The organism is Candidatus Krumholzibacteriia bacterium (assembly GCA_029865265.1).
In the GTDB taxonomy this organism is placed as follows: Bacteria; Krumholzibacteriota; Krumholzibacteriia; order WVZY01; family JAKEHA01; genus JAKEHA01.
This window is the reverse complement of sequence record JAOUHG010000002.1, coordinates 1-23,630: the sequence shown is the minus strand read 5'-3', so window position 1 is coordinate 23,630 and position 23,630 is coordinate 1. Positions and strand designations below refer to the sequence as shown.

Genomic DNA, 23,630 nt, shown 5'->3' with positions numbered 1-23,630 from the left:
TTGTTTTTTTTGCCACTTTTGCGGTGTGCCCGGCCGGCCGATGCCGCTAGGATAGCGGAATGTCCACCACCGTATTTGCAGGGGCCCGGGTCTGGGTCGACGAGGTGCGCTTCGAAGAGCGCACCCTCTGGGTGAGCGACGGCCGCGTGGCCGCGCTGGGTGGCAAGTCCAGCGCGGTGGACGCCGGGGGGCGCGACGACGTGCGCGTGATCGACTGCGCCGGCAAGTACATCATCCCCTCGTTCGTCGACGCCCATTTCCATCTGCTGGCGCTGGCCGGAAAGCAGCTGCGCTGCGATCTTTCGGGCGCGCGCAACGCGGGCGATGTCGTGGCGCGCCTGGCCGCGTGGGCCGCCGCCCACCCGGGACGCGAACCCGTGGTGGGGGTCGACTTCGACGAGAGCGGCTGGGACGACCCCGCGTTGCCCACGCGCGCGCTCCTCGACGCCATCGCCACCGACCGGCCGGTCTACGCGCGTCGCATCTGCGGGCACGTGGGCGTGGCGAACCAGGCGCTGCTGTCAGCACTCACCACCCGGCGCTTCGTCGATGCATCCTCGGGACGCATTGCCGAGGACGCCGTGTTCGAGGCCAACCGCGCGAGCCGTCCGCCGCGCGCCGCCATGGTGGATGCCATCGACGGCGCCATCGCCGCGCTGCACGCGCTCGGCATCACCGCCATCCACGACATCGTCGACCCCAGCACCATCGACGTCTACGTCGAGGGCCTGGAGGCGAGCGGCCGGCCGTTGCGGCTGGGTGCGCTCGTGCACGTGCCAGCGGCCGATTTCGACGACGCGCGTGATCGCCTGGAGGAGGCGAGCGGCGTCAACGCGCTGGGCATCAAGATATTCACCGACGGTTCGCTGGGCGCGCGAACCGCGGCGCTGCACGCTCCCTACGCGGACGCCCCCGGCGACGGGGAACTGCTGGTGGGGCGCGACGAGCTCATGGAGGAACTGGCCGCGTGCCGCGAGGCGGACATCGCCTGCGCGGTGCACGCCATCGGCGACCGGGCGCTGGCCACCGTGCTGGCCGCCATGGAGAAGACCGGCGTGGAGGACGCCCGCTTCCGCATCGAGCATGCGGAGATCATGGGCGACGAGGAACTGGCAGTTTGCAAGCGGCTGCGGGTGCCGCTGGTCATGCAGCCCAACTTCGTGCGCAACTGGGCCGGAGAGGGCGGCCTGTACGAAACCCGCCTGGGGGCAGAGCGCTGTCGGCACGGCAACCGTTTTGCGAGCCTGCTGCGCGCGGGGGTGCCCTTCGTGTTCAGTTCCGACGGTATGCCGGCCGGGCCGTTGTACGGCATGCGCGGCGCCACCCACCACCCGGTGGCCGAGGAGCGCATTGGTCCGGCGGAGGCGCTGCGGCGCTACACCACCGCGGCCCACGCGCTGGGCGGCGACGAGGACGCGTACGGCATTGAGATCGGCTCGCCCGGCGACCTGGTGGTTCTGTCGGGGAATCCGCTGCTCGCCGATCTGGACGAAATCGCCGTGGAGGCGACGTACGTGGGCGGTTGGGAAGTGCACCGGTCGGCCGCGGCTGCGGGGCCGAGGTCCGGTCTGAAGCGACGCCGATAACCTGTTTGCAATAAACAGGTTCTGCTGCCGCTCCCCGGGCGGTGTGTCTCCTTGACACGCACGCGTGCCGTCCGTTAGCTTTCGATGGACCGGGGCTGACCGTTGGGACGGGGGGCGGCCGCTCAAGGCTCTTGGATTATCCCAGTCACATCCTGAAGGAGAACGAATCATGGCGCACATCACCGGGGCCGGAAGCGACATCCACGTCGAGCCCAAACAGGTTCTGGACACCATCGGACGCCACATGCTGGTGGACGGATTCCCCATCGTCGTCGATCTCGAGAACAGCCAGGGCGTCCGGCTCAAGGACAAGCGCGATGGACGCACCTACCTGGACTTCTTCCAGTTCTTTGCCTCGCTGCCCGTCGGCATCAACCACCCCAAGCTCACCGACCCCGTCTTCCGCGCGAAGATCGCGGCGGCGGCGGTGAACAAGCCCTCCAACTCGGACTTCTACAGCCAGCAGATGGCGGAGTTCGTGGAGGCGATGGACCGCTTTGCCATCCCCGGGGAACTGCCGCACATGTTCCTCATCGAGGGCGGCGCGCTGGCGGTGGAGAACGCGCTCAAGGCCGCGTTCGACTGGAAGGTGCAGAAGAACTACCAGCGCGGTGCAACAAAGGACACCGGGCAGCAGGTGATTCACTTCCGCGAGGCGTTCCACGGCCGCTCCGGCTACACCATGTCGCTCACCAACACCGACCCGGTGAAGATCAAGTACTACCCCAAGTTTAACTGGCCGCGGATCACCAATCCCAGGGTCATCTTCCCGCTCGATAAGCACATGGATGAGGTGCTCGCCGCGGAGGAGAAGGCAAAGCGCGAGATCAAGGAGGCCATCCAGAAGCACCGCAACGACATTGCCGCGCTCATCATCGAGCCGGTGCAGGGTGAGGGCGGCGACAACCACTTCCGGCCGGAGTTCCTGCGCTTCCTGCGCGAGATCACCGAGGAGAACGAGATCATCTTCGTGGCCGACGAGGTGCAGACCGGCGCGGGGCTGACCGGCAAGTTCTGGGCGATCGAGCATGCCGGGGTGATGCCCGACGTGATCGCCTTCGGCAAGAAGCTGCAGGTGTGCGGCATCCTGGCCTCGAAGAAGTTCGACGACGTCGACAGCGTGTTCAAGGTGCCGAGCCGGATCAACTCCACCTGGGGCGGCAACCTGACCGACATGGTTCGCTCCACGCGCTACCTGCAGGTGACCGACGAGGACGGTCTGGTGGAGAACGCGCGCGAGACGGGCGGCTATCTGCAGGAGCGGTTGCACGGGCTGCGCGACAAGTACCCCGCCAAGGTCACCAACTCGCGCGGCGCCGGGCTGATGTGCGCATTCGATCTCCCCGATGCGGAAACACGATCCAAGGTGCTGGGCAAGGCGCGGGAGCTGGGACTGCTCATCGTGGGATGCGGCGAGCGCTCGGTGCGCTTCCGGCCGCCACTCAACCTGACCCGGGCCGAAGTCGACGAGGGCATCGAGATTCTGGACCGCGCGCTGGGCGCGGCGCTGTAGGCGCGGGAGCCGGCGCGACGTACGTGCACACAGGCGTGGATGCGGCGCCTCCGGACGCCCGGGGGCGCCGTCGTCGTTGTGAAGGCGCGCCCGGAGACCCTTTGCGATTGCGCCTCCTTTCATCACTGCCGTACCCTCGACACCCGTCATGGCCGACCTGATCTTCAAGAGTGTTCGCAAGGAGTTCGCCGGTGGTGTGGTGGCGGTGGAGGACTTCAACCTCACCGTCCCCAGCCCGCGCATGGTGGTGCTGGTGGGGCCGTCCGGCTGCGGAAAGACCACCCTCCTGCGCATGATCGCCGGGCTGGAGCAGCCCACCTCGGGCAGCATCCACCTGGGCGATGCCCGCCTCGACACCATGCAACCCCGGCACCGGGACATCGCGATGGTGTTTCAGAGTTATGCGCTCTACCCCCATATGACCGTGGCCCAGAACCTCTCCTTCGGGCTGCGCGTTCGCAAGATGCCGCGCGCCGAGGTCGAGCGGCGCGTGGTGGAGATTGCAAAGACGCTGGAACTCGACGCGTTGCTGCGTCGCAAGCCCGCGGAACTCTCGGGCGGACAGCGCCAGCGCGTGGCGCTGGGAAGGGCCATCGTGCGGGAGCCCCGCGTGTTCCTGTTCGACGAGCCGCTGTCGAACCTCGACGCACGGCTGCGCACGGAGATGCGCGGCACCATCCGCCGGCTCTACGACCGCCTGCGGGTGACGTCGGTGTACGTGACGCACGACCAGGTGGAGGCGATGACCATCGGGGACCTGCTGGTGATCATGAACCAGGGGCGGATCCACCAGGTGGGCGGACCGGAGGCGTGCTACCGGCGGCCGCTGGACACGTTCGTGGCCTCGTTCCTGGGCAGCCCGGCCATGAACTTCGCGGACGGACGCGGGGAGGGCGGTGACGTGGTCATACGCGGCGGCACCCGCTTCGGCGTGGCCGCACCATTGGAGCCGGTGCTCGCGTCGCGTCCCGGCGCCGAACTGCGCATCGGCATCCGGCCGGAGGACATCCATCCCGCCGCGGCCGGCCTGGCGGCGCCGGTTGCGCTGCGCGCGCGCGTCGTGCTGCGCGAGCCGCTGGGGCACGAAACCCTGACCCACCTGGAGGTGGGCGGAGTGGAACTGGTGGCGCGGGGTGCGCGCGAGTTCGTTCCCGCGGCGGATGAAAGCACGGAGATCTTTGTCGATGCCGGGCGCGTCCATATCTTCTGGAAGGAGAACGGCCGGCGCATCGACGCCGCCCCGGAGCCGGCGGCGGCGGGGGTGGCGTGAGCGGGGACGGAACGCGCGCATGACGGGTTTGATCGTCGGGTTGAACCGCGTGTTCCGGCGCCCCAACGTGGGCGGGCGCGAGTCCCAGGAGGCGTACTCGCGCTGGGAGCACCACTGGGGACGCGAGTTCGCGCGCACGTACATGGACCCGCGCCACGATCTCCGCGGCAAGCGGGTGCTCGACGTGGGGTGCGGCCTGGGGGGAAAGACGGTGGCGTACGCGGAGTCGGGTGCCCGCGCAGTCGGCATCGACCTCGCGGCCGACAACGTGGAGCAGAGCCGGCGTTACGCGCAAGCCAACGCGGCGGCGGTGGACTTCGTGGTGGCGGATGCAGCGGCGCTGCCGGTGCCCGATGGCACCTTCGACACCGTGGTGGCGAACGATGCCATGGAACACTTTGCGGATCCGGTGGGCGCGCTGGGCGAGATGGCGCGCAGTGTGAGCGGTGGCGGCGCCATATGGATTTTCTTTACGCCGCATTACTCGCCGCTGGGTTCGCACCTGTACGACTACGTGTACACGCCGTGGTGCCACCTGCTGTTTTCGCGGGCGCAACTGGCGGGTGCCATCCGGCGCGTGCTGATGGAGCGCGGGCCGGCGGAAAGCAACGAGGCAATCGACGCGCGCGTGAAGAAGATAATGCAATCATACGATCAGGATCTCAATCACATGAGCGTGAAGCGCTTCCTGGGGATCGTGCGCGGGGTCCCCTCGCTGCGCGTTTCTCTTCTGGAACTGCGACCGGCGCGTTACGCGTGGTTGCGGCCGCTGACGCGCGTGCCGGGGCTGCGCGAACTGGTGAGCGCCTTCGTGATATGCCGCCTCGAGGTGGCGCGGGGTGACGCATGAGCGCCATGACGGCAGGCAGGATTCCGGATCGCCGCGATCGCGCCCTCATGTGGGGCATCGCGGTGTCGGTCCTGCTGCACGCGTTGCTGCTGCTGCCGGGACTGCGCAATGCGGTGCAGTCGCTGGATATCGACATGAAGCCGGAACCGAGGGTGGAGCCGCTGGAGTTCACGCTGGTCTCGCCGCCGGAAACGCCCACGCCCACCGACCAGCAGAGCCGCTTTCTCTCCACGGTCTCTTCGGCCGCGAGCGATCTGGACCGCCGCGACACGGACTCCGACCTGCCGCGCAGCGAAGGACGCATTCCGGTTCCCGACAACCCGTCGCGCACCCCGGGGGAGGAGGGGGGCGGCCAGAGCGAACTGCCGCCGTTGCCGGTGGAGCAGGGCGGCCTCAGCGAGGCCATCCAGCGCTCCAAGTTCACCGAGCAGATCAGCCCGCGCCGCGAGCCGTCGCTGCCCGACGAGACTCACGACTTCGAGCACGAGGGCTCGGCCAGTGCCACCATCGGTGGCATTTCGCTCAACACGACCGAGTGGGACTTCGCGCCCTACCTGCTGGACCTCAAGCGGCGCATCAAGCAGAAGTGGATTCCACCCATCGCGTTCACCACCCTGGGTGCGGTGCACGGCTACACGTGGGTGTTGTTTCGTATCTACCCGGACGGGCACATGGAGGGAATGGAGGTGGTGGAGACGGAGGGGCACGACTCTCTGCACCGCTCCAGCAGCAACGCGGTGAAGGGCGCCGCGCCCTTCAGACCCCTGCCCGCGGATTTCCCGGAGCCCTACCTGGAGATCACGTTCGGGTTCTATTACCTGCTCCCGGGCGACGAGGAGCGTTACTTCAGGAACGGGCGTTTCATCCGCAAGGACGATGAAAGGAGCGAGCCATAAATGTGGGCGATATTCGTAAAGGGTGGGCCGGTGATGATCCCGCTTGCCGTGCTCTCGATGATCGCGGTGGCGGTGACCATTGAGAAGCTGATTGCGCTGCGCGGCCCCCGCGTGATCCAGGGGGAGATCGTCAGTTGCATCGAGTCCATCCAGACACCGGCCGACATACCGCTCGCCATGAAGATCTGCGAACGGTTCGACACCCCGTTTGCCAACATCGTGCACGCGGGGCTCGAGGTGGCGAGCAAGCCGGTGCACATCGTGCGCCAGGCCATGGAGGACACGGGGCGGCGCGAGGTCAAGCGGCTCGACCGCTACATGGTGCTGCTGGAAACGGCCGCGGCGGCGGGACCACTGCTGGGGCTGCTGGGCACGGTGACGGGCATGATCCAGGTGTTCTCGGTGATCAGCGTGTCGGGCGTGGGCCAGACCGGGGTGCTCTCCGGGGGCATCGCGCAGGCGCTGATCACGACCGTGTTCGGGCTCGTCATCGGTATTCCGGCGCTGATCGCCTACAACCTGCTCGACGCGCGCATCGACGGACTGGTCATCCGCATCGACACCTACTCGCACACCCTGCTGCGCCAGCTGGCCGTGATGGAAGCGGACGCGCAGGCGGCGAAGGGAGCGCGGTAAACCGGGCCCGGCCCGGTGAGCGATGGAACTTCGACGCGCGAGAAAACGATCGGTCATCATCAACCTCACGTCGCTCATCGACGTGCTGTTCCTGCTGCTCATCTTCTTCATCGTGTCCACCACCTTCGTGAGCCAGCCGGCCATCAGCCTGCAGCTCCCCGAGGCCCGCAACGCGGAGGCGGTGCGCCAGAGCCCGATCGTGGTGTACATGGACGAGTCGGGGGCGGTGTTCGTGAACGACGAGCCCATCGAACCCGCGTTGCTGGAACAGGCGCTCATCAACCGCCTGGCGGACCAGGACGAGAAGGCGGTCGTGCTCAAGGCGGACTCGCGGGTGTCGCACGGAGCGGTGATTCACGTGCTGGATCTCATCAAGGGTGCGGGCGTGAAGAAGCTCACCGTGGCCACGGAGCCAGAGAAGTGAGCCGCGGTTGTCTTGACCGCCCGGCGGCCGTGTGCTACAAGGTGCCGATGCTCTCTGCCAACCCTCGCGCGCGCCGGAGGCGCATGCTCCTGGCCGCGCTCGCCGCCACCGCGCTCGCCGTGGCGCTCGCGTGTTCGTCTGATCCAGACGGACCGGTGGGTTCGGATTCCGACCTGCTGGGCAGCAAACCCGGGACGGTCTTCCAGGACACCATCGCGGTCTACGCGGACACGGTTCTGCAGTACCACTCGCTCATCTGGAACGACTCCACGCTGGAGCTCGGCACCCTGGACGGCTACACCCGCGCGATGATCATCAACATCTCGTACTCCGGGTCCAGCGCGGACGCGGGCCGCGTGGTGGAAAGCGCGAACCTGCGCCTGGTGGCGCGCGACCTCACCGGGACGTTCCCGGCCCGCTTCTACCGCCTGACCTTCCAGTATGCCAACGGCGACTCGGTGCCCACGCTGGACACGCTGGCCGTGATCCCGGACCCGGTGACGGGTTCGGTGGACCGCATGTTGCAGACGTTTCCCGTCAGCTATCCGCTGCCGGCCGACCTGGTGCAGGGTTGGGTGCGCAATGACACCACCCGCACCGCGATCGCCATCGTCTACACCGACACCAGCGAGCGCCTCGCCACCTTCAAGTCGCGCGAGTCGGCCCAGGACAAGCCGCAGCTCCAGGTAAACTACGTGGGCGGTTTCCAGAGCCGCTACTACGCCAGTGCGGACGCCATCTTCGTGCGCCCCGAGGTGGCAACGAACAACCTCATCATCTCGGACGGCCACCTGCGCCGGATCTATTTCCGCGTGCGTCTGGACGAACTGGCCGAGGAGTCCGCCGTGCACACGGCGCGCGTGCGTTTCCACCTGGTGCCCGGATCCGTGCTGGGCACCAACACCCGCGCGGTGATCTTCGTGCCCAACTCGTCCGACCCGGCCAGCGCGGATTTCACCTCCGGCCAGCTGGTGACCAACGTGGAGATTCTGGAGGGGGACGGGGTGGTCGACTTCAAGCTGACCAACTCGATCTTTCTCACCCTGCAGGGCACGCTGGAGGACAACGGCTTCACCCTGCGCCTGGTGGCGGACAACTCCGCGGTGCGCCAGATTGAGTTCTACGGCACGGCGGCGCAGGACACACTGCGCCCGCGTGTGTACATCACCTCATCCACGCCGGCCGAGTTCGACAGATGAACCGGGCGGCCACGCGCATCCTCCTCGCCGCCCTGCTGGGTGCCGCGGCGTTGTGCGCGCCGCGCAGTGGCGTGGCGGAATCGGTGTTCGGGCTCAACCTGCTGGGCGAGCACATGGACGTGGGCGATGCGCGCACCGCGGCGCTGGGTGGCTTCGTGCAGCTCATGGACGACTCGCTCGGTGTCCTGCAGCAAAACCCGGCCACCATGGCGTGGGCAAAGCGCGTGACGTTCTGCGTGGCCGGCTACGTGACCAGCGACGATAACAAGTCGGCCGATGCGCAGGAGAAGAGTGTCTCCACCAAGATCAGCGGATTCAACTTTGCGTTTCCCATTTACAAGAAGAGGCTGAGCGTGTCGCTGGGGTACCGCGGGCGCTATGATCCCGACGGCAGTTTCAGCGTGGAGCAGGTGACCAGCGAGGGCGACGTCTACTTCGATCGTTTCGAGCGCAGCGGCGGCCTGTGGTCCGTGCCTTTCGTGCTGGCGGCGGACCTGGGACGCTACCTCAAGCTGGGTGGTTCGTACTCGCTGGAGCGCGGGACCATCCAGGATCGCTGGATCATCGACTTCGTGGGTGCCTCCACCGCGGACGCGGTCAGCAACCAGTACCGGGAGTTCAGCGGCGGCAGCTGGGGGGGCGGTGTGGTGCTGCGCCCGGTGAACCGGGTGTCGCTGGGCCTGGTCTACGAGGGGGTTGTCGACTACGACGTGTCGGTGGACGAGACCCATACCAACGCCAGTGCGAACAGCAGCTACCAGGAAACGGTGTCGTTGCCGGCGCGCTGGACGGCGTCGGCGGTGGTGCGCCTGGGCGCGGGCTTCACCGCGTACGCGGGCGGCGCGGTTCGCGACTTCGAGAACTTCAGCGGCCTGTCGGTTCCCCCCGAACGGCTGGTCCGTGAAGAGGTGGCGTCGATCGGGGTCGAGTACCGCGAGGGGAACGCGTTGCTGCCCATCCGCGCCTCGGCGCGATGGGAGCAACTGCCCTACACCATGCCCGACGGCGAGCCCATCAAGAAGGTGGCGTTCACGCTCGGCACCGGCTTGCTGTTTCGCAGCAAGACCGGTAAGCTGGATCTGGCGCTCCAGTTCGGCAAGACCGGTTCGGTGGAGACCAATAATTACGAGGATCAGTTCGTTCGCTTTTTCCTGAGCATTGCGGGGTCGGAAGAATGGAAACGAAAACGGGGAGCGCGCTACTAGCCGCGCTGGCGCTGGCCGCGTGTTGCGCGCTGGCGCCGGGAGTGGCCGGCTGCGGCAAGCACGCCTCCACGCGCGAGCCCGCTCCGCCGCCGTCGCTTGCCGACCGGCTGGGAGCGATGACGCCGCAGGCGCAGCTCGACACCCTGCGTGTTCTGACCGCCGCGCAACCCGCCGACGCCCGGCTGGCCTTTCATACCGGCAACGCCTGGTATGCGCTGGCCATGGAGGTTCCACCCGAGCACGGCGCCGAAGCGACCGCGTACCTCGATTCCGCCACCACGCAGTACCTGCGCGCCATCACCATCGATCCCGATTACTCGCGCGCCTTCGTCAACATGGGGCTCGCCTACGACGCCGGCCGCAAGAGCAACGAGGCGCGCAGCGCCTTCAAGCGTGCCATCGCCATCGACCCCGACGACGTCCTCGCGTACTGCCACCTCGGGTTTCTCGAGTACACCGCGGGCAACAGGTCCGAGGCCATGGACCTCTACCAGCGTGCGCTGCAGGTCGACCCCGGGAGCCCGCAGGCGCACTACAACCTGGGCCTCGCGTTCGCGGAGGCGAAGATCTTCGTCGAGGCGCTCGTCGAATGGGAGCAGGTGGCGAAACTGGACCCGGACGGCGAACTGGGCCGTACCGCCGCGGAGAACGTGCGCATCATCCGCCAGTACCTGGCCGAAACACCGTAAGATCAATCAAAATATACACTTGACACAACGACTCGCCTCCGCTACCTTTGATGACAGATCGGCGGGCCGAGCGGGCCCGTTTCCCCTATCTTCGCCCTGTTCAAGCGGTTCGCCCCCTGCGAACCAGCTCAAGCCCTACGGAGGATCGGAACGATGAGAGCTTTCGCGCGAGTTTCCGCACTAACCGCGGCGTTGTGCCTGGCCGCGTGGGCAGGTTCGGCCACCGCCCAGGAAGTGCTCGACAAGACCAAGGACGAGCACGGGTTCGAGCGGCAGCTCACCACCGTCGACATGATGCACCAGACCGCCTCCCAGCTGATGACGGCGAAGCAGTTCGACAAGGCCGCGGAGGAACTGGAGAAGGTCGTGCAGCAGGAGCCCGCGCGCATCGCCGCGTGGCAGGACCTGGGCGCGTGCTACCGCGAGTTGAAGAACTATCCCCGGGCCGCGGAGGCCTACGCCGCGGCGCACAAGCTGGAGCCGCAGCGCCTGGACCTGCTCTCCAACCTGGGCCACACGCAGATCCTCGCCGCCGAGCAGGCCGCCAAGGCGGATCAGAATGACGCGGCGGACGCCCAGTACGCCGGCGCGGTGGTGTCGTACGACGCCATGCTCGCCATCGACCCGGCCAGTTACGACGCCGCGGTTCACCTGGGCTTCCTCTACCAGAAGCAGGGGAAACTGGACAAGGCGGCCGAGTTCTACGAGATGGCCGTCACCAGCAATCCCGAGGACGCGCAGTCACTGGGCTCGCTGGCGCAGATCTACGCGGAGCAGAAGGACAGCGCCAAGGCCATCGACACCTTCGAGCGTGCCATTGCCGCCACCACCGGCGACACGCGCGTGCGCTTCCAGTCGCAACTGGGCAAGATCCTCATCAACGAGCAGCAGTTCGAGAAGTCGGCGGCGGTGTACACGGAACTCGTTGCGGAGAAGCCCGACAACGCGTCCTACCAGTACAACCTGGGCGCTTCGCTCAAGGCTCAGAAGAAGTTCAAGGAAGCGACGCCCTACCTGGAGAAGGCCATCGAGATCAAGCCGGACTTCGCGCTGGCCTACCAGGAACTGGCGGCGTGCTACAACGAGCAGGGCCGCTACGGCGACGCCATCAACATGTCCAAGAAGGGCCTGGAGCACACCGACAAGAAGGCCGGCCTGTACGTGGCGTGGGGTGAGGCGCTGGAGAAGGTGGGCTCGTACGACGAAGCCATCTCCGTATTCCAGCGTGCCACCGGCGACCCGCAGTGGGGCGCCTACGCCAAGGCCAAGATCACGCGCCAGGAGAATCTCAAGAAGCGCCAGCAGGCGGCGGCGGGACAGTAGTTCCGGCCCGGATCTGCGGCGTGAACGTCGTCTACGAGAATCCTCTCCGCCGCGACCGGCGGGGAGGATTCTTCGTTGTGGGGGAAGTGGAATCGCGAGCGGCCACACGAACGTGGTGACCATGCAGGGAAGTTATCTATCCATCGATTCGCGCCCCGGTGACGGGCGCAGCGTTCTGCTCGCCATGAGTGGCGGGGTGGACTCCGCCGTGTCCGCGCTGGCGCTGGTGGAGGCCGGCTACCGCGTGGTGGGCGTGACCATGAAGAACTACTGCTACGGCGACAGCGCCACGATTCCCGAGCGGAGCTGCTGCTCCACCGACGCCATCGACGACGCGCGCGGCGTGTGCCAGCGCATCGGCATCCGCCACCTGGTGGTAAGCACCGAGGAGATGTTCGGGCGCCAGGTGTACGACGACTTCCTCGCCGAGTACGCGCGCGGCCGCACCCCCAACCCGTGCGTGCGCTGCAATTCGATTGTCCGTTTCGACACGCTGGTGAACTGGGCGGAACAGATGGATTTCGAGTTCGTCGCCACCGGGCACTACGCGCGCGTGTTCCGCTCCCATGCGGGACGTCACTACGTGGCACGCGCCGCGCACGCCGCCAAGGACCAGGCGTACTTTCTCTCCGCGGTGAATCCCGCCATTCTGGACCGCGTGCTGTTTCCGCTCGGCGACCGCGAGAAACCGTCGGTGCGCGGCCACGCGCGCGACGCGGGCCTGTCCATCGCCGAGAAGCCGGACAGCCAGGAGGTGTGCTTCGTCTCCACACGGTCACTGCGCGAGTTCCTGGACGGCCGCGTGCCGCTGGCCGCGGGGCCCATCGAAAACACGCGCGGCGAGGTCATCGGCGAGCACGACGGCGTTGCCGCCTTCACCGTGGGCCAGCGGCGCGGGCTGGGCGTGTCGGCGGCGAAGCCGCAGTACGTGGTGGCGCTGGACGCCGAGCGCAACGCGGTGGTGCTGGGCGACGAAGAGAATCTGCTGCGTTGCGAACTCGAGTGCAGCCTGGCGTGGATCGACGCCGACGCGGTCGCAGACCCGTCCGCGCTGACCGCGCAGATCCGTTCGCGTCATCCCGCCGAAGCCATCGCCGGGCTGTCCGTGCGGGGGAGCCGTGCGCGTGTGACCTTTGCGAACGCCCAGCGCGCGGTCGCACCCGGCCAGACCATCGCCTTCTTCGACGGCGACGTTGTGGTGGGTGCGGGCGTGATCGAGGCGGCCGGTGTTCGCTGAGCGCGGTGTTGTGATGAGCCGGCTGTTTCGCGCTGCGCGCGTACTGGCGCTGGCGCTGGCGGCACTCGCCCCGGCGTCCCCCGCGGGCGCGCAGGACCCCGCGACGGGCGGCCTGGTGCGCGATCTCGCCCCGCTTCCCGTCACCATCCGTTACGAGAACCGCTATGGCCGCGTGGCGGACAAGGTGACCGACATCTGCCGCGCCGAGATTCCGCGCATCGCCGCGGAACTGGGCCTCGCGCACATCACCCCCATCGATATCGTGGTGACCTCCGACGCGCGCGGTTACGACCGCACCCTGGAGGAAGGCCTGCCCACGTGGGGTGTCGCATTCGCGGTGCTCGAGGAGCAGCGCATCCTGGTGGACGTCAACAAGGCCACGCGCGCGTACAACTCGCTCGAGGAAGTGGTGCCGCACGAGCTCTCGCACCTGCTGCTCTACCAGCGCGTGCCGCGCGTTCGTTTTCCCATCTGGTTTCTGGAGGGACTGGCGCAGTGGCAGGCGCGCGAGTGGTCCATGGTGGACGGCTGGCAGCTGGCGACCAGCGTATGGAACGGGTCGGCGCCGCCGCTGCGCGACATGACATACAGTTATCCTGCGGAGGAGTCGCGCGCGCAGGGGGCGTACCGGGTGTCGTACGCGGCGTTCCGCGAGCTGTTCACCGCGGGCGGTTTCGAACGCCTGCCCGCGTTCCTGGCCGAGGTGGACCGGCGGCGCAACTTCGAGGGTGCGTTCCAGGACTTCTGGGGCTTCAGCCTGGCCGACTACGGCGCCTACTTCCAGGACGACCTCGAGCGCCGCTATCGCTCGCGGCTGTTCGCGCTGCAGGAAGGTCCCCTGTTCGGTTTCGCCGCGCTGCTGTTCATCGCCGTGATCGCGCGTCACCTGATCCGAAGCCGGCGCAAGTTCCGGCAACTGGAAGAGTGAGGCCGTGAAGGTCTGCATCGTATCCCCACGTCTGACCTCCTATTACGGTGTGACCGGGCGCGTGCATTTCGGGGGCGCCGAGGTGCAGGCGGCGTTCGTGGCCGACGCGTTGCGCGCGGCGGGGCAGGAGGTGGTGCTGGTGGTTACCGACCTGCCCAATGGCACGTCGCTGCCGCTTCCCGCCGAGAACGCGTTCTACTCGGCCGACGGCCTTCCCGGGCTGCGCTTCTTCCACCCGCGCTGGAGCGGTGTCATGGCGGCTCTGGAACGCGCGAATGCCGACGTGTACTACCAGCGCAACGCGGGTATGATCACCGGGTTGGTGGCCATGCATTGCCGGCGCCGGCGCCGCCCGTTCGTCTACGGCGCGGGCAGTGACGGCGACTTCGATCCGCGCGCGGTGACCGTCGGCGGATTTCGCGACCGCATGTTGTTCCGGTACGGTCTCAATCGCTGTGCGGGTATCGTTGTGCAGAACGAGACACAGCGCGCGGCCGCGGAGACGCTGGGCAGGCCGGTACGGCTGATTCCCAACGGCATCGCGCCTGCGCCGCCGCAGGAGGCGGGCACGCGCGACATCATCGTGTGGATCGGCTCGCTGTGGTCGGTGAAGCGCCCCGACCTGCTTCTCGAGCTGGCGCGACGCGTACCCGAGCGGGAGTTTGTGGTCCTGGGCGGTGACTTCCCGAGCGAGCCCGAGTTCTCGGCGCGCGTTCGCGAGGAGGCGGCGAAACTTCCCAACGTGACCATGATGGGGCGCCGCCCGCACGACGAGGTGGCCACGGTACTGTCGCGTGCGGCGCTGCTGGTCAACACTTCCGCGGTCGAGGGGTTCCCCAACGCCTACCTCGAGGCGTGGAACCAGGGCGTCCCGGTGGTCACCTTCAACGATATCGACGGCCTCATTCGTGAGGCGGGTGTGGGCGTGGTGACAGACTCACTCGACGGCATGGTGGCGGCGGTGCGGGACCTGGTCGACGAGACGGCGCGGCGTGCGCTGGGCGATGCCGCCCGTGGTTACATCCGGGATCGCTTCTCGCCGGAACGCCTGGGCGCCGCCTACACGGAGTACTTTTCCTCGCTGCGGCAGGGCGCGGCGTCGGCTCGCTGAATCTCCCATGTGTGGAATAACCGGCTTCGTTACCAGTGACCCCTCCCTCGCGCTGGAGGGCGGGCTGCGGCGCGCCGTGGCCAGCCTGGAACACCGTGGCCCCGACGACGCCGGTTGCTGGCTGGACGGTGACGGCGTCGGCCTGGGGCATCGCAGGCTCTCCGTCCTGGATCTATCCGACGCGGCCCATCAGCCCATGCATGCCGGAGACGGGCGCTTCACGATCACCTACAACGGCGAGATCTACAACTTTGCCGACGTGCGCAGGGAACTCGTGGCGCGCGGGCACGCCTTTCGCGGTACCGGCGACACCGAGGTGATACTCGCCGCGTTCCTGGAGTGGGGTCCGGACGCGGTGCAACGGTTCGTTGGCATGTTCGCCATTGCACTGTGGGACGCGCGCGAACAGGAACTGCTGCTGGTGCGCGATCGCGTCGGGGTGAAGCCGCTCTACTACGGATGGGACGGGAAGACGCTGTGGTTCGGCTCCGAGATGAAGGCGCTGCGCGCGTACCCGCACTGGACGCCCGAACTCGACATGACCGCGCTGGGCGAGTACCTGCAGTACGGATACATTGCCGCCCCGCGCAGCATATACAGGTCGGTGCGCAAGCTGGAACCCGGTTGCCGCCTGCGACTGGTGCGCGGCGAACAGCCGCGCGTGGATCGTTACTGGAGCGTGGTGGATCCGGCGCGCCCGCCGCTGGCCGGTGACGACGCGGCGCTCGAGGCGCAACTGGAGGAACTGCTCGTCGACGCCTTCAAGCTGCGCATGGTGTCGGATGTTCCGGTGGGCGTGTATCTCTCCGGCGGCATCGATTCGTCGCTGGTTACGTCGTTGCTCGCAAAGCACACCAGCGCACGGCTGAGCACATTCACCATCGGGTTCGACTCCGCGCGCCACGACGAGTCCGGGTTCGCCGCCGAGGTGGCGAAGCACGTCGGCACCGACCACACCGGCTACATCCTGACCGTGGGGGAGGCGCTGCAGATTGCGCGCGGCTGGGGCGATCTGTTCGACGAACCTTTTGGCGATCCGTCGGGCATTCCCACGCTGCTGGTGTCGCGCCTGGCGCGCGAGAAGGTGAAGGTGGTGCTCTCCGCGGATGGCGGCGACGAGCTGTTCTCCGGGTACAGCGTGTACGACGACGCCCTCGCGCGCATCGAGCGCTTCGCCAATATTCCCGCCGGACCGGCCTCGCTGATCTCGGCCGGGCTGGACGTGGTGAACGTGGACGGGGTGCGCTCCCTGCTGGGGGACATGGGGCTCTCGCCGCGCAATCGCGGTCTCATCACGCGGCGCATCCGGCGCTCGCGCGCGATTCTCAAGAACCATTCGCCGGCGGGCATCTACGACGCCGCCATCTCCTACTGGCTCCCCGAGGAGGTGGCCGCGCTGCTGGGGAACTACCAGAACCCGCGCGCGCTCATGGACGCGTACCCCGGCACGCCGGCGGAACAGATGTGCCAGTGGGATTTCGACAACTACCTGCCCGAGGACGTGCTGACCAAGGTGGACCGCACCACCATGGCGGTGAGTCTCGAGGGCCGCGAACCCATGCTCGACCACCGCGTGGCTGAGTTTGCCTTCCGGCTGCCGCTGCGCCTGCGCCGCGGACCCCTGGGGCCGAAGCACATTCTGAAGCGCATCCTCTACCGCCACGTGCCGCGCCAGCTGGTGGACCGGCCCAAGCAGGGCTTCACCATTCCGCTGGAGGCCTGGTTGCGCGGGGAACTGGGCGACCTGGTGCAGGATCACCTCTCCGACGAGCGCGTGCGCGCGGCGGGCATATTCAACCCGGTGGTGGTGAGGCACCGGGTGGAGGACTTCTACGCCGGGGACGGAAAGCTCACCGTGATGCTCTGGTACCTGCTGGCCTTCGAAATGTGGCGGGACGCGGGGTCGGGGACGGCCGGGGGCCCGGAGGTCTAACCCGAACTCCCGGCTTTTTTTAGGCGCGCTTGACCCCCCGGGGTGCCGGTGCTATAGTGCGCGTTCCGGTCAACGGACCGGAGGGCTAGCCTAATTGGTAAGGCAACGGTCTTGAAAACCGTCGGGCTTAACCGCCCTTGGGGGTTCGAGTCCCTCGCCCTCCGCCAGTTCCTTTTGACATCGATATTGGAGAGGTGGCCGAGTTGGCTGAAGGCAACGGTTTGCTAAACCGTCGTACGGGCTTAAACCCGTACCGAGGGTTCGAATCCCTCCCTCTCCGCCATGAAATGAGGGCCGACATAACATGAACGCCCGTCTCAAGCGCGTCGACGTAGGGTCGATCTTCAAGGTCGCCTTCATCCTCTACGCAGTGCTCGGCCTGATCGCCGGGCTCTTCTACGCGTTCGTTTTTGCCGTTGTCGGACAGTTCGGCGGGTTGCTCGCGGACGCGGATTTCCCCGGGCTGGGGGTGCTGACCGGCGCGCTGGGCATTCTGGCGGCGCCGGTGCTCGCGGTGCTGTACGGGGTGTTCGGCGCGATGGTGGTGGCGGTGGGTGCCGCGCTCTACAATCTCGCCGCGCGCTGGGTGGGCGGCGTCGGTCTCGACCTGGAAGTGGTCGAGCGTCCGCAGGTACCACCGTCTTCGACGCCGGTATCATAAAGACTCTGGGTGCGCCGGTAGCTCAACTGGATAGAGCGTGTGGCTACGGACCACAAGGTTAGGGGTTCAAGTCCTCTCCGGCGCACCATTCTCTCCTTCTTTTTCCGCCACTTGAGACAGCTCAAGATTCGTGGTCGAAGCATTGGCACTACTGACGCGTGAGATCGTATGCCTCCACGATGATCTCGTCTTCGAATTGCACCACGGGCTCTCCCGGCTTGGTTCGAAATGAGGCGAGTAACGCGGATCTGCCGCTCTTGATGATAACGATGATGCCGCCTCGCTGGAACAGCGTGTCCTGGTCAGGATCGTAGTCACAGACGATGGTACGGCGGCCCAGCGATGAGCCTGTCGTATCAAAGAGCTCAACGATTCCAGTCTGCTGAATCTCGACTCCGGGGTCCGCGGCAACCGGCTTGATGAGGAAACGGTCGCTTCCAATCCACTGTACGTCTGCGATACGGGGGTACGAATCGGGTGAGCGATTCTCGGCCCTCGCCCGCCTTGCAATTCCTTCTTCGTCTCCACTGACGGCCGGCAGATCCAGGACCTCGACAGGCCCGTCAGCGGGATGGCCGATCAGAACTCTGCTGCGGCCCTCAGGGTCCGCATAGATCAGCCGTCCAGTCGGATGAACGTCCCACGATCGGATCGGATAGAAGCCGATGTTCCCAAACCTCACCGTGCGTTCATCTCCGAGGCTCTGAGAATTGGTGAAAAGGACTGTTGCCTGTTTTTCGCCAGGCTGGACACGGAAGACGGACGTGGCGCTGCCCAGGTCGGCGGCGGGGTGGGTCTTGTCATAGGGAATCTCGGTTGTGGTTGCCACCACCAGCAAGCGACCCTTTTCATCACTTCGAGCGGTTGCCATGAACAGGGTTGTGCCAAAAAGGTCCCGAATTAGAGCGAGGTCCGGAGCAGGGCACGGGTGACCGGCTGGCAGCAAGCATACCGCGGGTGCATAGAAGTCCTGCACAACAACACAGCCGCCTGATGGGACACCGGAGACAAGGGCGGGGTGCATGAACTCTCCTGGGCCCTCGCCTTCGCGTCCCAGGGGTGGTAACTCGTCCCCATCCGCCGTGATGCGACGGACTTCCTTGACCTGTCTGTCGAGGAGATACACCGTCATGTCGCCGTCGACACCGACGTCAGTAATCGCGCCTAGCGGAAACTCAAGCTCCTCATCTGTTATCCGCCACATCAGGTGCGGGAAACGGTCGGAGCGCGCATCAGTGGCAACACAAAGGCAAATACACGCAGCGGCCACCACCAGGGCAATCAGCGGCTTCTGCGTCGACGATCGTAAGTCACGCTTCATTCTGATGAGAAGTTACACCAAATGTCCACTTGCTCCTGAGCTTGATGTACATATGATGCTTGCGTAGCGCATAGAAGTGGAGAAGAGGCGGAGCCCAAACACGTGGTTAAATCAAATCTGGCTTGGGCAAGCAGATTGACCGACGCTGGGCAAAAACCGGCGGTGGGATCATATGGCACTGCTGAGACGCCAACTGGTTTCGCACCGATCGAGCACACCAACCACAAACGCCGCCAGAGCGATTGGACGAGTGCTTCTCATGTCTTCCTCTTTTCGCTATAGTTCGCTATCGGCTATGGTTCGCTATAGACAGTCAAGGCATGCTAGAAGCACTGAAGAAATGGTCGCGCGGGGGCCATGCGGTGTCAAGTGATCTTTACAGATAAGTCGCGGGCGTCGCGCTCTGGACTGACGATTCAATGCCGTCGACGACCCTCGGGTTGGGCCTGGGCCGCTGGAATGACCGGCATCATTAGGCGGGTGGCGTTGCGATGGATCTCGGCTGCCAGATGATGGGGGGCAATCGCTGGGACGGGCCAAAACCCGGCCAGGAGTCGAGAAAGCTCCTCCGAGCAGGCGGGAAGAGCTTGGGTCTCTACCCGAGCCTTCCCCGCGCAAAAGATGCCCCAAATCATGGCAAGGTCCAGACACCCCGGCCAACGCGCAATCGACTGGCGTAGGATTCCGTGCCACATCCAAAAAATCTGAAACTTTCGCGTCCCTGGCACAGTCCCAGCCAGTGACGCCCGGGCCGCGCAAACCCGCCTGAAACATCCGGATGCGGGGGCGCGTAGACAGGACCAGGCGCCGCCCGGTGCGCAGGTTCCCAGAAATCGTCAGCGAGTACGGAGACCCCATGAAGAAGCTTTCCCGCCGAAGTCTCGTCATTCTCCTCTGCAGTATTGTGGCCGTGCTGGTGGTTGCCGTGGTGGTGGTTCGCCCGCGCCTGGGTGGCAGCGGCAGCGACGCGCTGGCGTCGGATACGACACTCGCAGGGGATTCCACCGCCGTGGCGAAGTCCGGCGAGAAGAAGAAGGGTGACAAGAAGGGGAAGAAGGACAAGGACAAGAAGAAGCAGGACACGCGCGTCCCGGTGGAGGTCACCACCGTCTCGCCGCGCTCCATCTCCACCTACTACCAGACCACCGCCACCCTCGAGTCCGAGAAGCGCGTGGACATCCTCTCCAAGATCTCCGGCGAGGTGAAGCAAATCGTCGTGGAAGAGGGCGACCGGGTGAAGGAGGGCGCGCTGCTGTGCAGCCTGGACGACGCCGAGGCGGCGGTGGCGCTGGAGCAGGCGCGCATCAACCGCGACAAGCAGCAGGTGGAGCTCGAGCGCCTGGAGGCCATGCACGAGCAGAATCTCATTTCGGACAAGGAATACCTCGACGTCAAGTACCAGTACGAGCTGGCGGCCAACTCCTATGAGTCCGCGCGCGTGAAGTACGAGTACACGCAGATCCGCGCGCCGTTTGACGGCGTGGTCACCAGCCGGCTGGTGGACCCGGGCGAGAACATCGCCATGGGCACGCGGCTGTTCGTGGTGACCGACAACACGCCGCTGTTGCTCTCCATGTATCTGCCCGAGGGTGAGGCGCGCCGCGTCCACCCCGGGCAGCGGGTGTTCATCCGTCCCGACACCGATCCCGATGCGCAGTTCGTCGGCGAAATTCTTCGCATCGCCCCCGAAGTCGACCTGCGCACCGGGACGGTGAAGGTGACGGCGCAGACCACCGGCGGCGGCGTGCCGGGCAGCTTTGTGCGCGTGAGCATTCTCATGGACACCCACGACGGCGTGCTCGCCGTGCCGCGCCGCGCGGTGGTGGCGGATGCGGGCGACCACTTCGTGTACGTGGCCGCGGCGGACACCGTGCGCAAGGCGCCGGTGGACGTGGGCTACGAGGACGAGACCCACGCCGAGATCACCAGCGGTCTCGCCAGCGGCGACACCGTGGTGACGGCCGGGGTGGGTGGCATCCGCGAGGGCAGCAAGGTCAAGCTGGTGCCGCCCGAGAACCTCGCCGCGGACAAGAACGCCACCGGCGACAAGCAGTAGCGCGACGCCATGCGCATCGTCGACTTCTCCATCAAGCGCCCCGTCACCGTCACCATGATCTTCGTGGCGACGGTGGTGTTCGGGTTCGTGGCACTCTCGCGCCTGCAGCTGCGGCTGCTGCCCGAGATCTCCTACCCCTCCCTCACCATCCAGACCGACTACCCCGACGCCGCGCCCGCCGAGGTGGAGAACTTCGTCACCCGCCCGCTGGAAGAGGCGGTGGGTGTCATCAGCGGGCTGCGCTCGGTGCGCTCGGTGTCCAAGCCGGGGATGTCCGAGATCATCCTCGAGTTCACCTGGAAGACGTCCATGCAGTACGCGGCCCTCGACGTGCGCGACAAGATCGACCTGGTGCGGCTGCCACGCGAGTGCAAGGCGCCGGTGATCCTGCGCTACGACCCGTCGCTGGACCCGGTGATCCGCATGGGTGTCTCCGGCTCCGACAACCTGGTGCGCCTGCGCAACCTGGCCGACTACAGCATCAAGAAGGAACTGGAGGCGCTGGACGGCGTGGCCAGCGCCAAGGTGCTGGGCGGTCTGGAGGAAGAGATCCAGGTCGAACTGGACGAACGCCGCCTCTCCAGCTACGGCATCCCCATCGCCACCGTGGCCGCGCGCCTCGCCCAGGACAACGTGAACCAGTCCGGCGGCCGCCTGCGCGACAAGGGCAGCGAGTTCCTGCTGCGCACCGAGAACGAATTCAAGAGCGTCGATGATATTGCCAATACAATCGTGCGCGAGGACGCGGGGCGCCGTGTGATCCTGGCCGACCTGGGGTCGGTGACGCGCGGCCACGTGGAGCGCGAGGTCATCACGCGCCTCAACGGCCGGGAAGTGGTGGAGATTGCGGTCTACAAGGAGGGCGACGCCAACACGGTGACGGTGGCGGACGCCATCAAGCGCCGCGTGGACATGATGCGGCACCAGCTGCCGGACGACGTTAAGATCGACGTCCTGTTCGACCAGTCCCGCTTCATCAAGAGCGCCATCAACGAGGTGCGCCTCAACGCCATCCAGGGCGCGCTGCTCTCGGTGCTCATTCTGTACATCTTCCTGCGCGACTTCCGCAGCACCATGATCATCGGGCTCTCTATTCCCATTTCCATCATGTTCACCTTCGTGATCATGCAGCAGCTCGGTGTGTCGCTGAACCTGATGTCTCTGGGCGGGCTCGCGCTGGGGGTGGGCATGCTGGTGGACAACTCCATCGTGGTGCTGGAGAGCATCTCGCGCCACAAGGAGACCAGCCCGGACCGCAAGCAGGCCACCGGCCGCGGCGCCAGCGAGGTTGCCTCCGCGGTCACCGGCGCCACCCTCACCACGGTGGCCGTGTTCCTGCCCATCATCTTCGTCGAGGGGCTGGCGGGCCAGGTGTTCAAGGACCAGGCGCTCACCGTGTCCATCTCGCTGCTGGCGTCACTGGTGGTGTCGCTGATGCTGATTCCCATGGCGTCGTCGCTCGAGTTCAAGGCGCGCCCGCTGGCCGGCGCGCCGGCGGGCGCGGCGAAGCCGCTCCCGCGCCGGCGCATCGGGCGCTGGATGCGGGCGGTGACGGGCGTGCTCGTCATTACGGTGCCGGTGTTCGTCTTGAAGATGGTGCGCATTGTGTCGGGCTGGCTGGTGCGCGGACTGACGTTCATCTCGCGCCCGCTGCGCGGGGCCTACGGGCGCTTCTATCCGCGCCTGGAGACGTCTTACACCGCCGCCCTGGACCGCGCCCTCGCGCACCGCGGGTTGTTCCTCACCGGGATGCTGACGCTGTTCGGGGCGGCCATCCTGGTGTCGCCGTTCATCGGCAAGGAGGTCATCCCGCAGTTCTCGCAGGGCGAGTTCAGCTTTGCGGTGCAGATGCCGGAGGGGACTCCGCTGGAGAACACCGACGCGCGCCTGGCGCGCATGGAGGAGTTCGTGGACGCCGAGCCCGGCGTGGAGTCGTACTTCACCAGCGTGGGGACGGCCACGCGCCTGGGCAGCAACATCAAGAACAAGGACGAGAACCTCGGCCAGCTCAACGTGGTCATGGAGAACAAGGGCGACCCGGTTGCGGAGGAGAGGCTGGTTAACTCTCTGCGCGCGAAGTTCGCGGGGATCGCCGGCGCCGACATCAACTTTGCGCGGCCGTCATACTTCACCTTCCAGACGCCGCTCGAGGTGCACGTCTTCGGTTACGATCTGGACGAGCTCAAGCAGTTCTCCGACGAGCTGGTGCTGCGCGTGGCCGAGATTCCCGGCGTGAAGGACGTCAAGTCGTCGCTCGAGTTCGGCAACCCGGAGCTCGACGTGCAGTTCGACCGCGTGCGCATGTCGTCCATGGGTCTCGCGGTGGAAGAGGTGGCCAACACGGTCCGCACCAAGATCGCTGGTGACGTCCCGACCCAGTTCAAGGAGCGCGACAAGCAGATCGACATCCGCGTGCGCACTAGCGCCTGGCGCGCCCAGGACATCGACGCCATGCGCTCGCTGGTGGTGGCCGAACGCGACGGCACCCCCATCCTGCTGGGGACCATCGCCGACGTGGAGGTGGCGCGGGGCGTCAACCAGATTTCGCGCGTCTCGCAGCAGCGCGCCGCGGTGGTCTCGGGCAACGTGTCCGGGCGCGACCTGGGCAACGTCGCCGACGAGGTCACCGCCATGCTGGCGTCGCTCAGTATCCCGCAGGGAATCACGGTGGAACTGGGCGGCGAGAACGAGGAGCTGCAGCGTTCCTACCGCAGCCTCATCCTGGCGCTCATCCTGGCCGTGTTCCTGGTCTACCTGGTGATGGCGGCGCAGTTCGAGAGCTTCGTGCACCC

The 23,630-nt window shown here is 66.6% G+C and carries 19 protein-coding genes and 3 tRNA genes; 21 read left to right on the top strand and 1 reads right to left on the bottom strand.

From position 1 onward, the window contains the following. Nucleotides 1-59: 59 nt before the first annotated feature. The 19 genes from OEX18_01325 (at nt 60) to OEX18_01235 (ending at nt 17,549) form a co-directional block, all read left to right on the top strand. A complete protein-coding gene (locus OEX18_01325; protein ID MDH4335904.1) occupies nt 60-1,586 on the top strand; it encodes an amidohydrolase family protein in 1,527 nt (508 codons plus the stop codon). A gap of 169 nt (nt 1,587-1,755) precedes the next feature. Continuing rightward, nucleotides 1,756-3,099: an L-lysine 6-transaminase gene (gene lat / locus OEX18_01320; protein MDH4335903.1), complete on the top strand. Its 1,344-nt coding sequence runs from the start codon at nt 1,756-1,758 to the stop codon at nt 3,097-3,099. Between the two features lie 148 nt (nt 3,100-3,247). After that, a complete protein-coding gene (gene ugpC / locus OEX18_01315; GenBank protein ID MDH4335902.1) occupies nt 3,248-4,369 on the top strand; it encodes a sn-glycerol-3-phosphate ABC transporter ATP-binding protein UgpC in 1,122 nt (373 codons plus the stop codon). A gap of 19 nt (nt 4,370-4,388) precedes the next feature. Next, complete coding sequence (locus tag OEX18_01310) at nt 4,389-5,219, top strand: class I SAM-dependent methyltransferase (GenBank protein MDH4335901.1); 831 nt, start codon at nt 4,389-4,391, stop codon at nt 5,217-5,219. Then, the gene (locus OEX18_01305) at nt 5,216-6,115 is read left to right on the top strand and encodes an energy transducer TonB (protein ID MDH4335900.1); all 900 of its coding nucleotides are present in this window, start codon (nt 5,216-5,218) and stop codon (nt 6,113-6,115) included. Before OEX18_01310 ends, OEX18_01305 begins: the two co-directional genes overlap by 4 nt. Next, entirely contained in the window at nt 6,116-6,751 is a 636-nt protein-coding gene (locus OEX18_01300) for a MotA/TolQ/ExbB proton channel family protein (protein ID MDH4335899.1), read from the top strand. It abuts the gene before it with no gap. Between the two features lie 22 nt (nt 6,752-6,773). Then, nucleotides 6,774-7,175: a biopolymer transporter ExbD gene (locus OEX18_01295; GenBank protein ID MDH4335898.1), complete on the top strand. Its 402-nt coding sequence runs from the start codon at nt 6,774-6,776 to the stop codon at nt 7,173-7,175. An 83-nt stretch (nt 7,176-7,258) separates the two neighbouring features. Further along, nucleotides 7,259-8,374, top strand: a complete 1,116-nt coding sequence (locus OEX18_01290; GenBank protein MDH4335897.1) for a hypothetical protein — start codon at nt 7,259-7,261, stop codon at nt 8,372-8,374. Continuing rightward, nucleotides 8,371-9,579: a hypothetical protein gene (locus OEX18_01285; GenBank protein MDH4335896.1), complete on the top strand. Its 1,209-nt coding sequence runs from the start codon at nt 8,371-8,373 to the stop codon at nt 9,577-9,579. The genes OEX18_01290 and OEX18_01285 overlap by 4 nt, the downstream gene beginning before the upstream one ends. Next, nucleotides 9,549-10,268 (top strand): tetratricopeptide repeat protein, encoded by a 720-nt coding sequence (locus tag OEX18_01280; GenBank protein ID MDH4335895.1) that lies wholly within the window; start codon nt 9,549-9,551, stop codon nt 10,266-10,268. The genes OEX18_01285 and OEX18_01280 overlap by 31 nt, the downstream gene beginning before the upstream one ends. Nucleotides 10,269-10,421: 153 nt before the next feature. After that, complete coding sequence (locus OEX18_01275) at nt 10,422-11,591, top strand: tetratricopeptide repeat protein (protein ID MDH4335894.1); 1,170 nt, start codon at nt 10,422-10,424, stop codon at nt 11,589-11,591. A 121-nt stretch (nt 11,592-11,712) separates the two neighbouring features. Then, nucleotides 11,713-12,828 carry a tRNA 2-thiouridine(34) synthase MnmA gene (gene mnmA / locus OEX18_01270; GenBank protein ID MDH4335893.1) on the top strand — a complete coding sequence of 372 codons (1,116 nt, stop codon included), beginning with the start codon at nt 11,713-11,715 and terminating at the stop codon, nt 12,826-12,828. Between the two features lie 13 nt (nt 12,829-12,841). Then, nucleotides 12,842-13,756, top strand: coding sequence for a hypothetical protein (locus OEX18_01265; protein ID MDH4335892.1), 915 nt, complete (start codon nt 12,842-12,844; stop codon nt 13,754-13,756). A gap of 4 nt (nt 13,757-13,760) precedes the next feature. After that, nucleotides 13,761-14,867 carry a glycosyltransferase family 4 protein gene (locus tag OEX18_01260; protein MDH4335891.1) on the top strand — a complete coding sequence of 369 codons (1,107 nt, stop codon included), beginning with the start codon at nt 13,761-13,763 and terminating at the stop codon, nt 14,865-14,867. A 7-nt stretch (nt 14,868-14,874) separates the two neighbouring features. After that, on the top strand, nt 14,875-16,800 hold the full coding sequence (gene asnB / locus OEX18_01255; protein MDH4335890.1) for an asparagine synthase (glutamine-hydrolyzing): 1,926 nt from the start codon (nt 14,875-14,877) through the stop codon (nt 16,798-16,800). A gap of 79 nt (nt 16,801-16,879) precedes the next feature. After that, nucleotides 16,880-16,967 (top strand) — tRNA-Ser (locus tag OEX18_01250). 21 nt (nt 16,968-16,988) lie between these two features. Further along, a tRNA-Ser gene (locus tag OEX18_01245) sits at nt 16,989-17,083 on the top strand. A gap of 21 nt (nt 17,084-17,104) precedes the next feature. Continuing rightward, the gene (locus tag OEX18_01240; GenBank protein ID MDH4335889.1) at nt 17,105-17,461 is read left to right on the top strand and encodes a DUF3566 domain-containing protein; all 357 of its coding nucleotides are present in this window, start codon (nt 17,105-17,107) and stop codon (nt 17,459-17,461) included. Between the two features lie 11 nt (nt 17,462-17,472). Then, nucleotides 17,473-17,549, top strand: a tRNA-Arg gene (locus OEX18_01235). Between the two features lie 60 nt (nt 17,550-17,609). On the opposite strand, the gene OEX18_01230 is transcribed toward OEX18_01235, so the two are convergent. Beyond that, entirely contained in the window at nt 17,610-18,782 is a 1,173-nt protein-coding gene (locus OEX18_01230; protein ID MDH4335888.1) for a hypothetical protein, read from the bottom strand. Between the two features lie 856 nt (nt 18,783-19,638). Between OEX18_01230 and OEX18_01225 the strand changes: the two genes are divergently transcribed. Further along, nucleotides 19,639-20,838, top strand: coding sequence for an efflux RND transporter periplasmic adaptor subunit (locus OEX18_01225; GenBank protein MDH4335887.1), 1,200 nt, complete (start codon nt 19,639-19,641; stop codon nt 20,836-20,838). 9 nt (nt 20,839-20,847) lie between these two features. After that, nucleotides 20,848-23,630 (top strand): efflux RND transporter permease subunit (locus tag OEX18_01220; protein MDH4335886.1); only part of this gene is annotated, 2,783 nt, incomplete at its 3' end.

Bases quoted from the DNA above. Each gene is read 5' to 3' on its own strand.
- OEX18_01305 (MDH4335900.1), top strand. From the start codon at position 5,216: ATGAGCGCCATGACGGCAGGCAGGATTCCGGATCGCCGCGATCGCGCC.
- OEX18_01280 (MDH4335895.1), top strand. From the start codon at position 9,549: ATGGAAACGAAAACGGGGAGCGCGCTACTAGCCGCGCTGGCGCTGGCC.
- OEX18_01285 (MDH4335896.1), top strand. From the start codon at position 8,371: ATGAACCGGGCGGCCACGCGCATCCTCCTCGCCGCCCTGCTGGGTGCC.
- lat (MDH4335903.1), top strand. From the start codon at position 1,756: ATGGCGCACATCACCGGGGCCGGAAGCGACATCCACGTCGAGCCCAAA.
- ugpC (MDH4335902.1), top strand. From the start codon at position 3,248: ATGGCCGACCTGATCTTCAAGAGTGTTCGCAAGGAGTTCGCCGGTGGT.
- mnmA (MDH4335893.1), top strand. From the start codon at position 11,713: ATGCAGGGAAGTTATCTATCCATCGATTCGCGCCCCGGTGACGGGCGC.
- OEX18_01290 (MDH4335897.1), top strand. From the start codon at position 7,259: ATGCTCCTGGCCGCGCTCGCCGCCACCGCGCTCGCCGTGGCGCTCGCG.
- OEX18_01265 (MDH4335892.1), top strand. From the start codon at position 12,842: ATGAGCCGGCTGTTTCGCGCTGCGCGCGTACTGGCGCTGGCGCTGGCG.
- OEX18_01275 (MDH4335894.1), top strand. From the start codon at position 10,422: ATGAGAGCTTTCGCGCGAGTTTCCGCACTAACCGCGGCGTTGTGCCTG.
- OEX18_01310 (MDH4335901.1), top strand. From the start codon at position 4,389: ATGACGGGTTTGATCGTCGGGTTGAACCGCGTGTTCCGGCGCCCCAAC.
- OEX18_01230 (MDH4335888.1), bottom strand. From the start codon at position 18,782: ATGAAGCGTGACTTACGATCGTCGACGCAGAAGCCGCTGATTGCCCTG.
- OEX18_01295 (MDH4335898.1), top strand. From the start codon at position 6,774: ATGGAACTTCGACGCGCGAGAAAACGATCGGTCATCATCAACCTCACG.
- OEX18_01325 (MDH4335904.1), top strand. From the start codon at position 60: ATGTCCACCACCGTATTTGCAGGGGCCCGGGTCTGGGTCGACGAGGTG.
- asnB (MDH4335890.1), top strand. From the start codon at position 14,875: ATGTGTGGAATAACCGGCTTCGTTACCAGTGACCCCTCCCTCGCGCTG.
- OEX18_01240 (MDH4335889.1), top strand. From the start codon at position 17,105: ATGAACGCCCGTCTCAAGCGCGTCGACGTAGGGTCGATCTTCAAGGTC.
- OEX18_01225 (MDH4335887.1), top strand. From the start codon at position 19,639: ATGAAGAAGCTTTCCCGCCGAAGTCTCGTCATTCTCCTCTGCAGTATT.
- OEX18_01300 (MDH4335899.1), top strand. From the start codon at position 6,116: ATGTGGGCGATATTCGTAAAGGGTGGGCCGGTGATGATCCCGCTTGCC.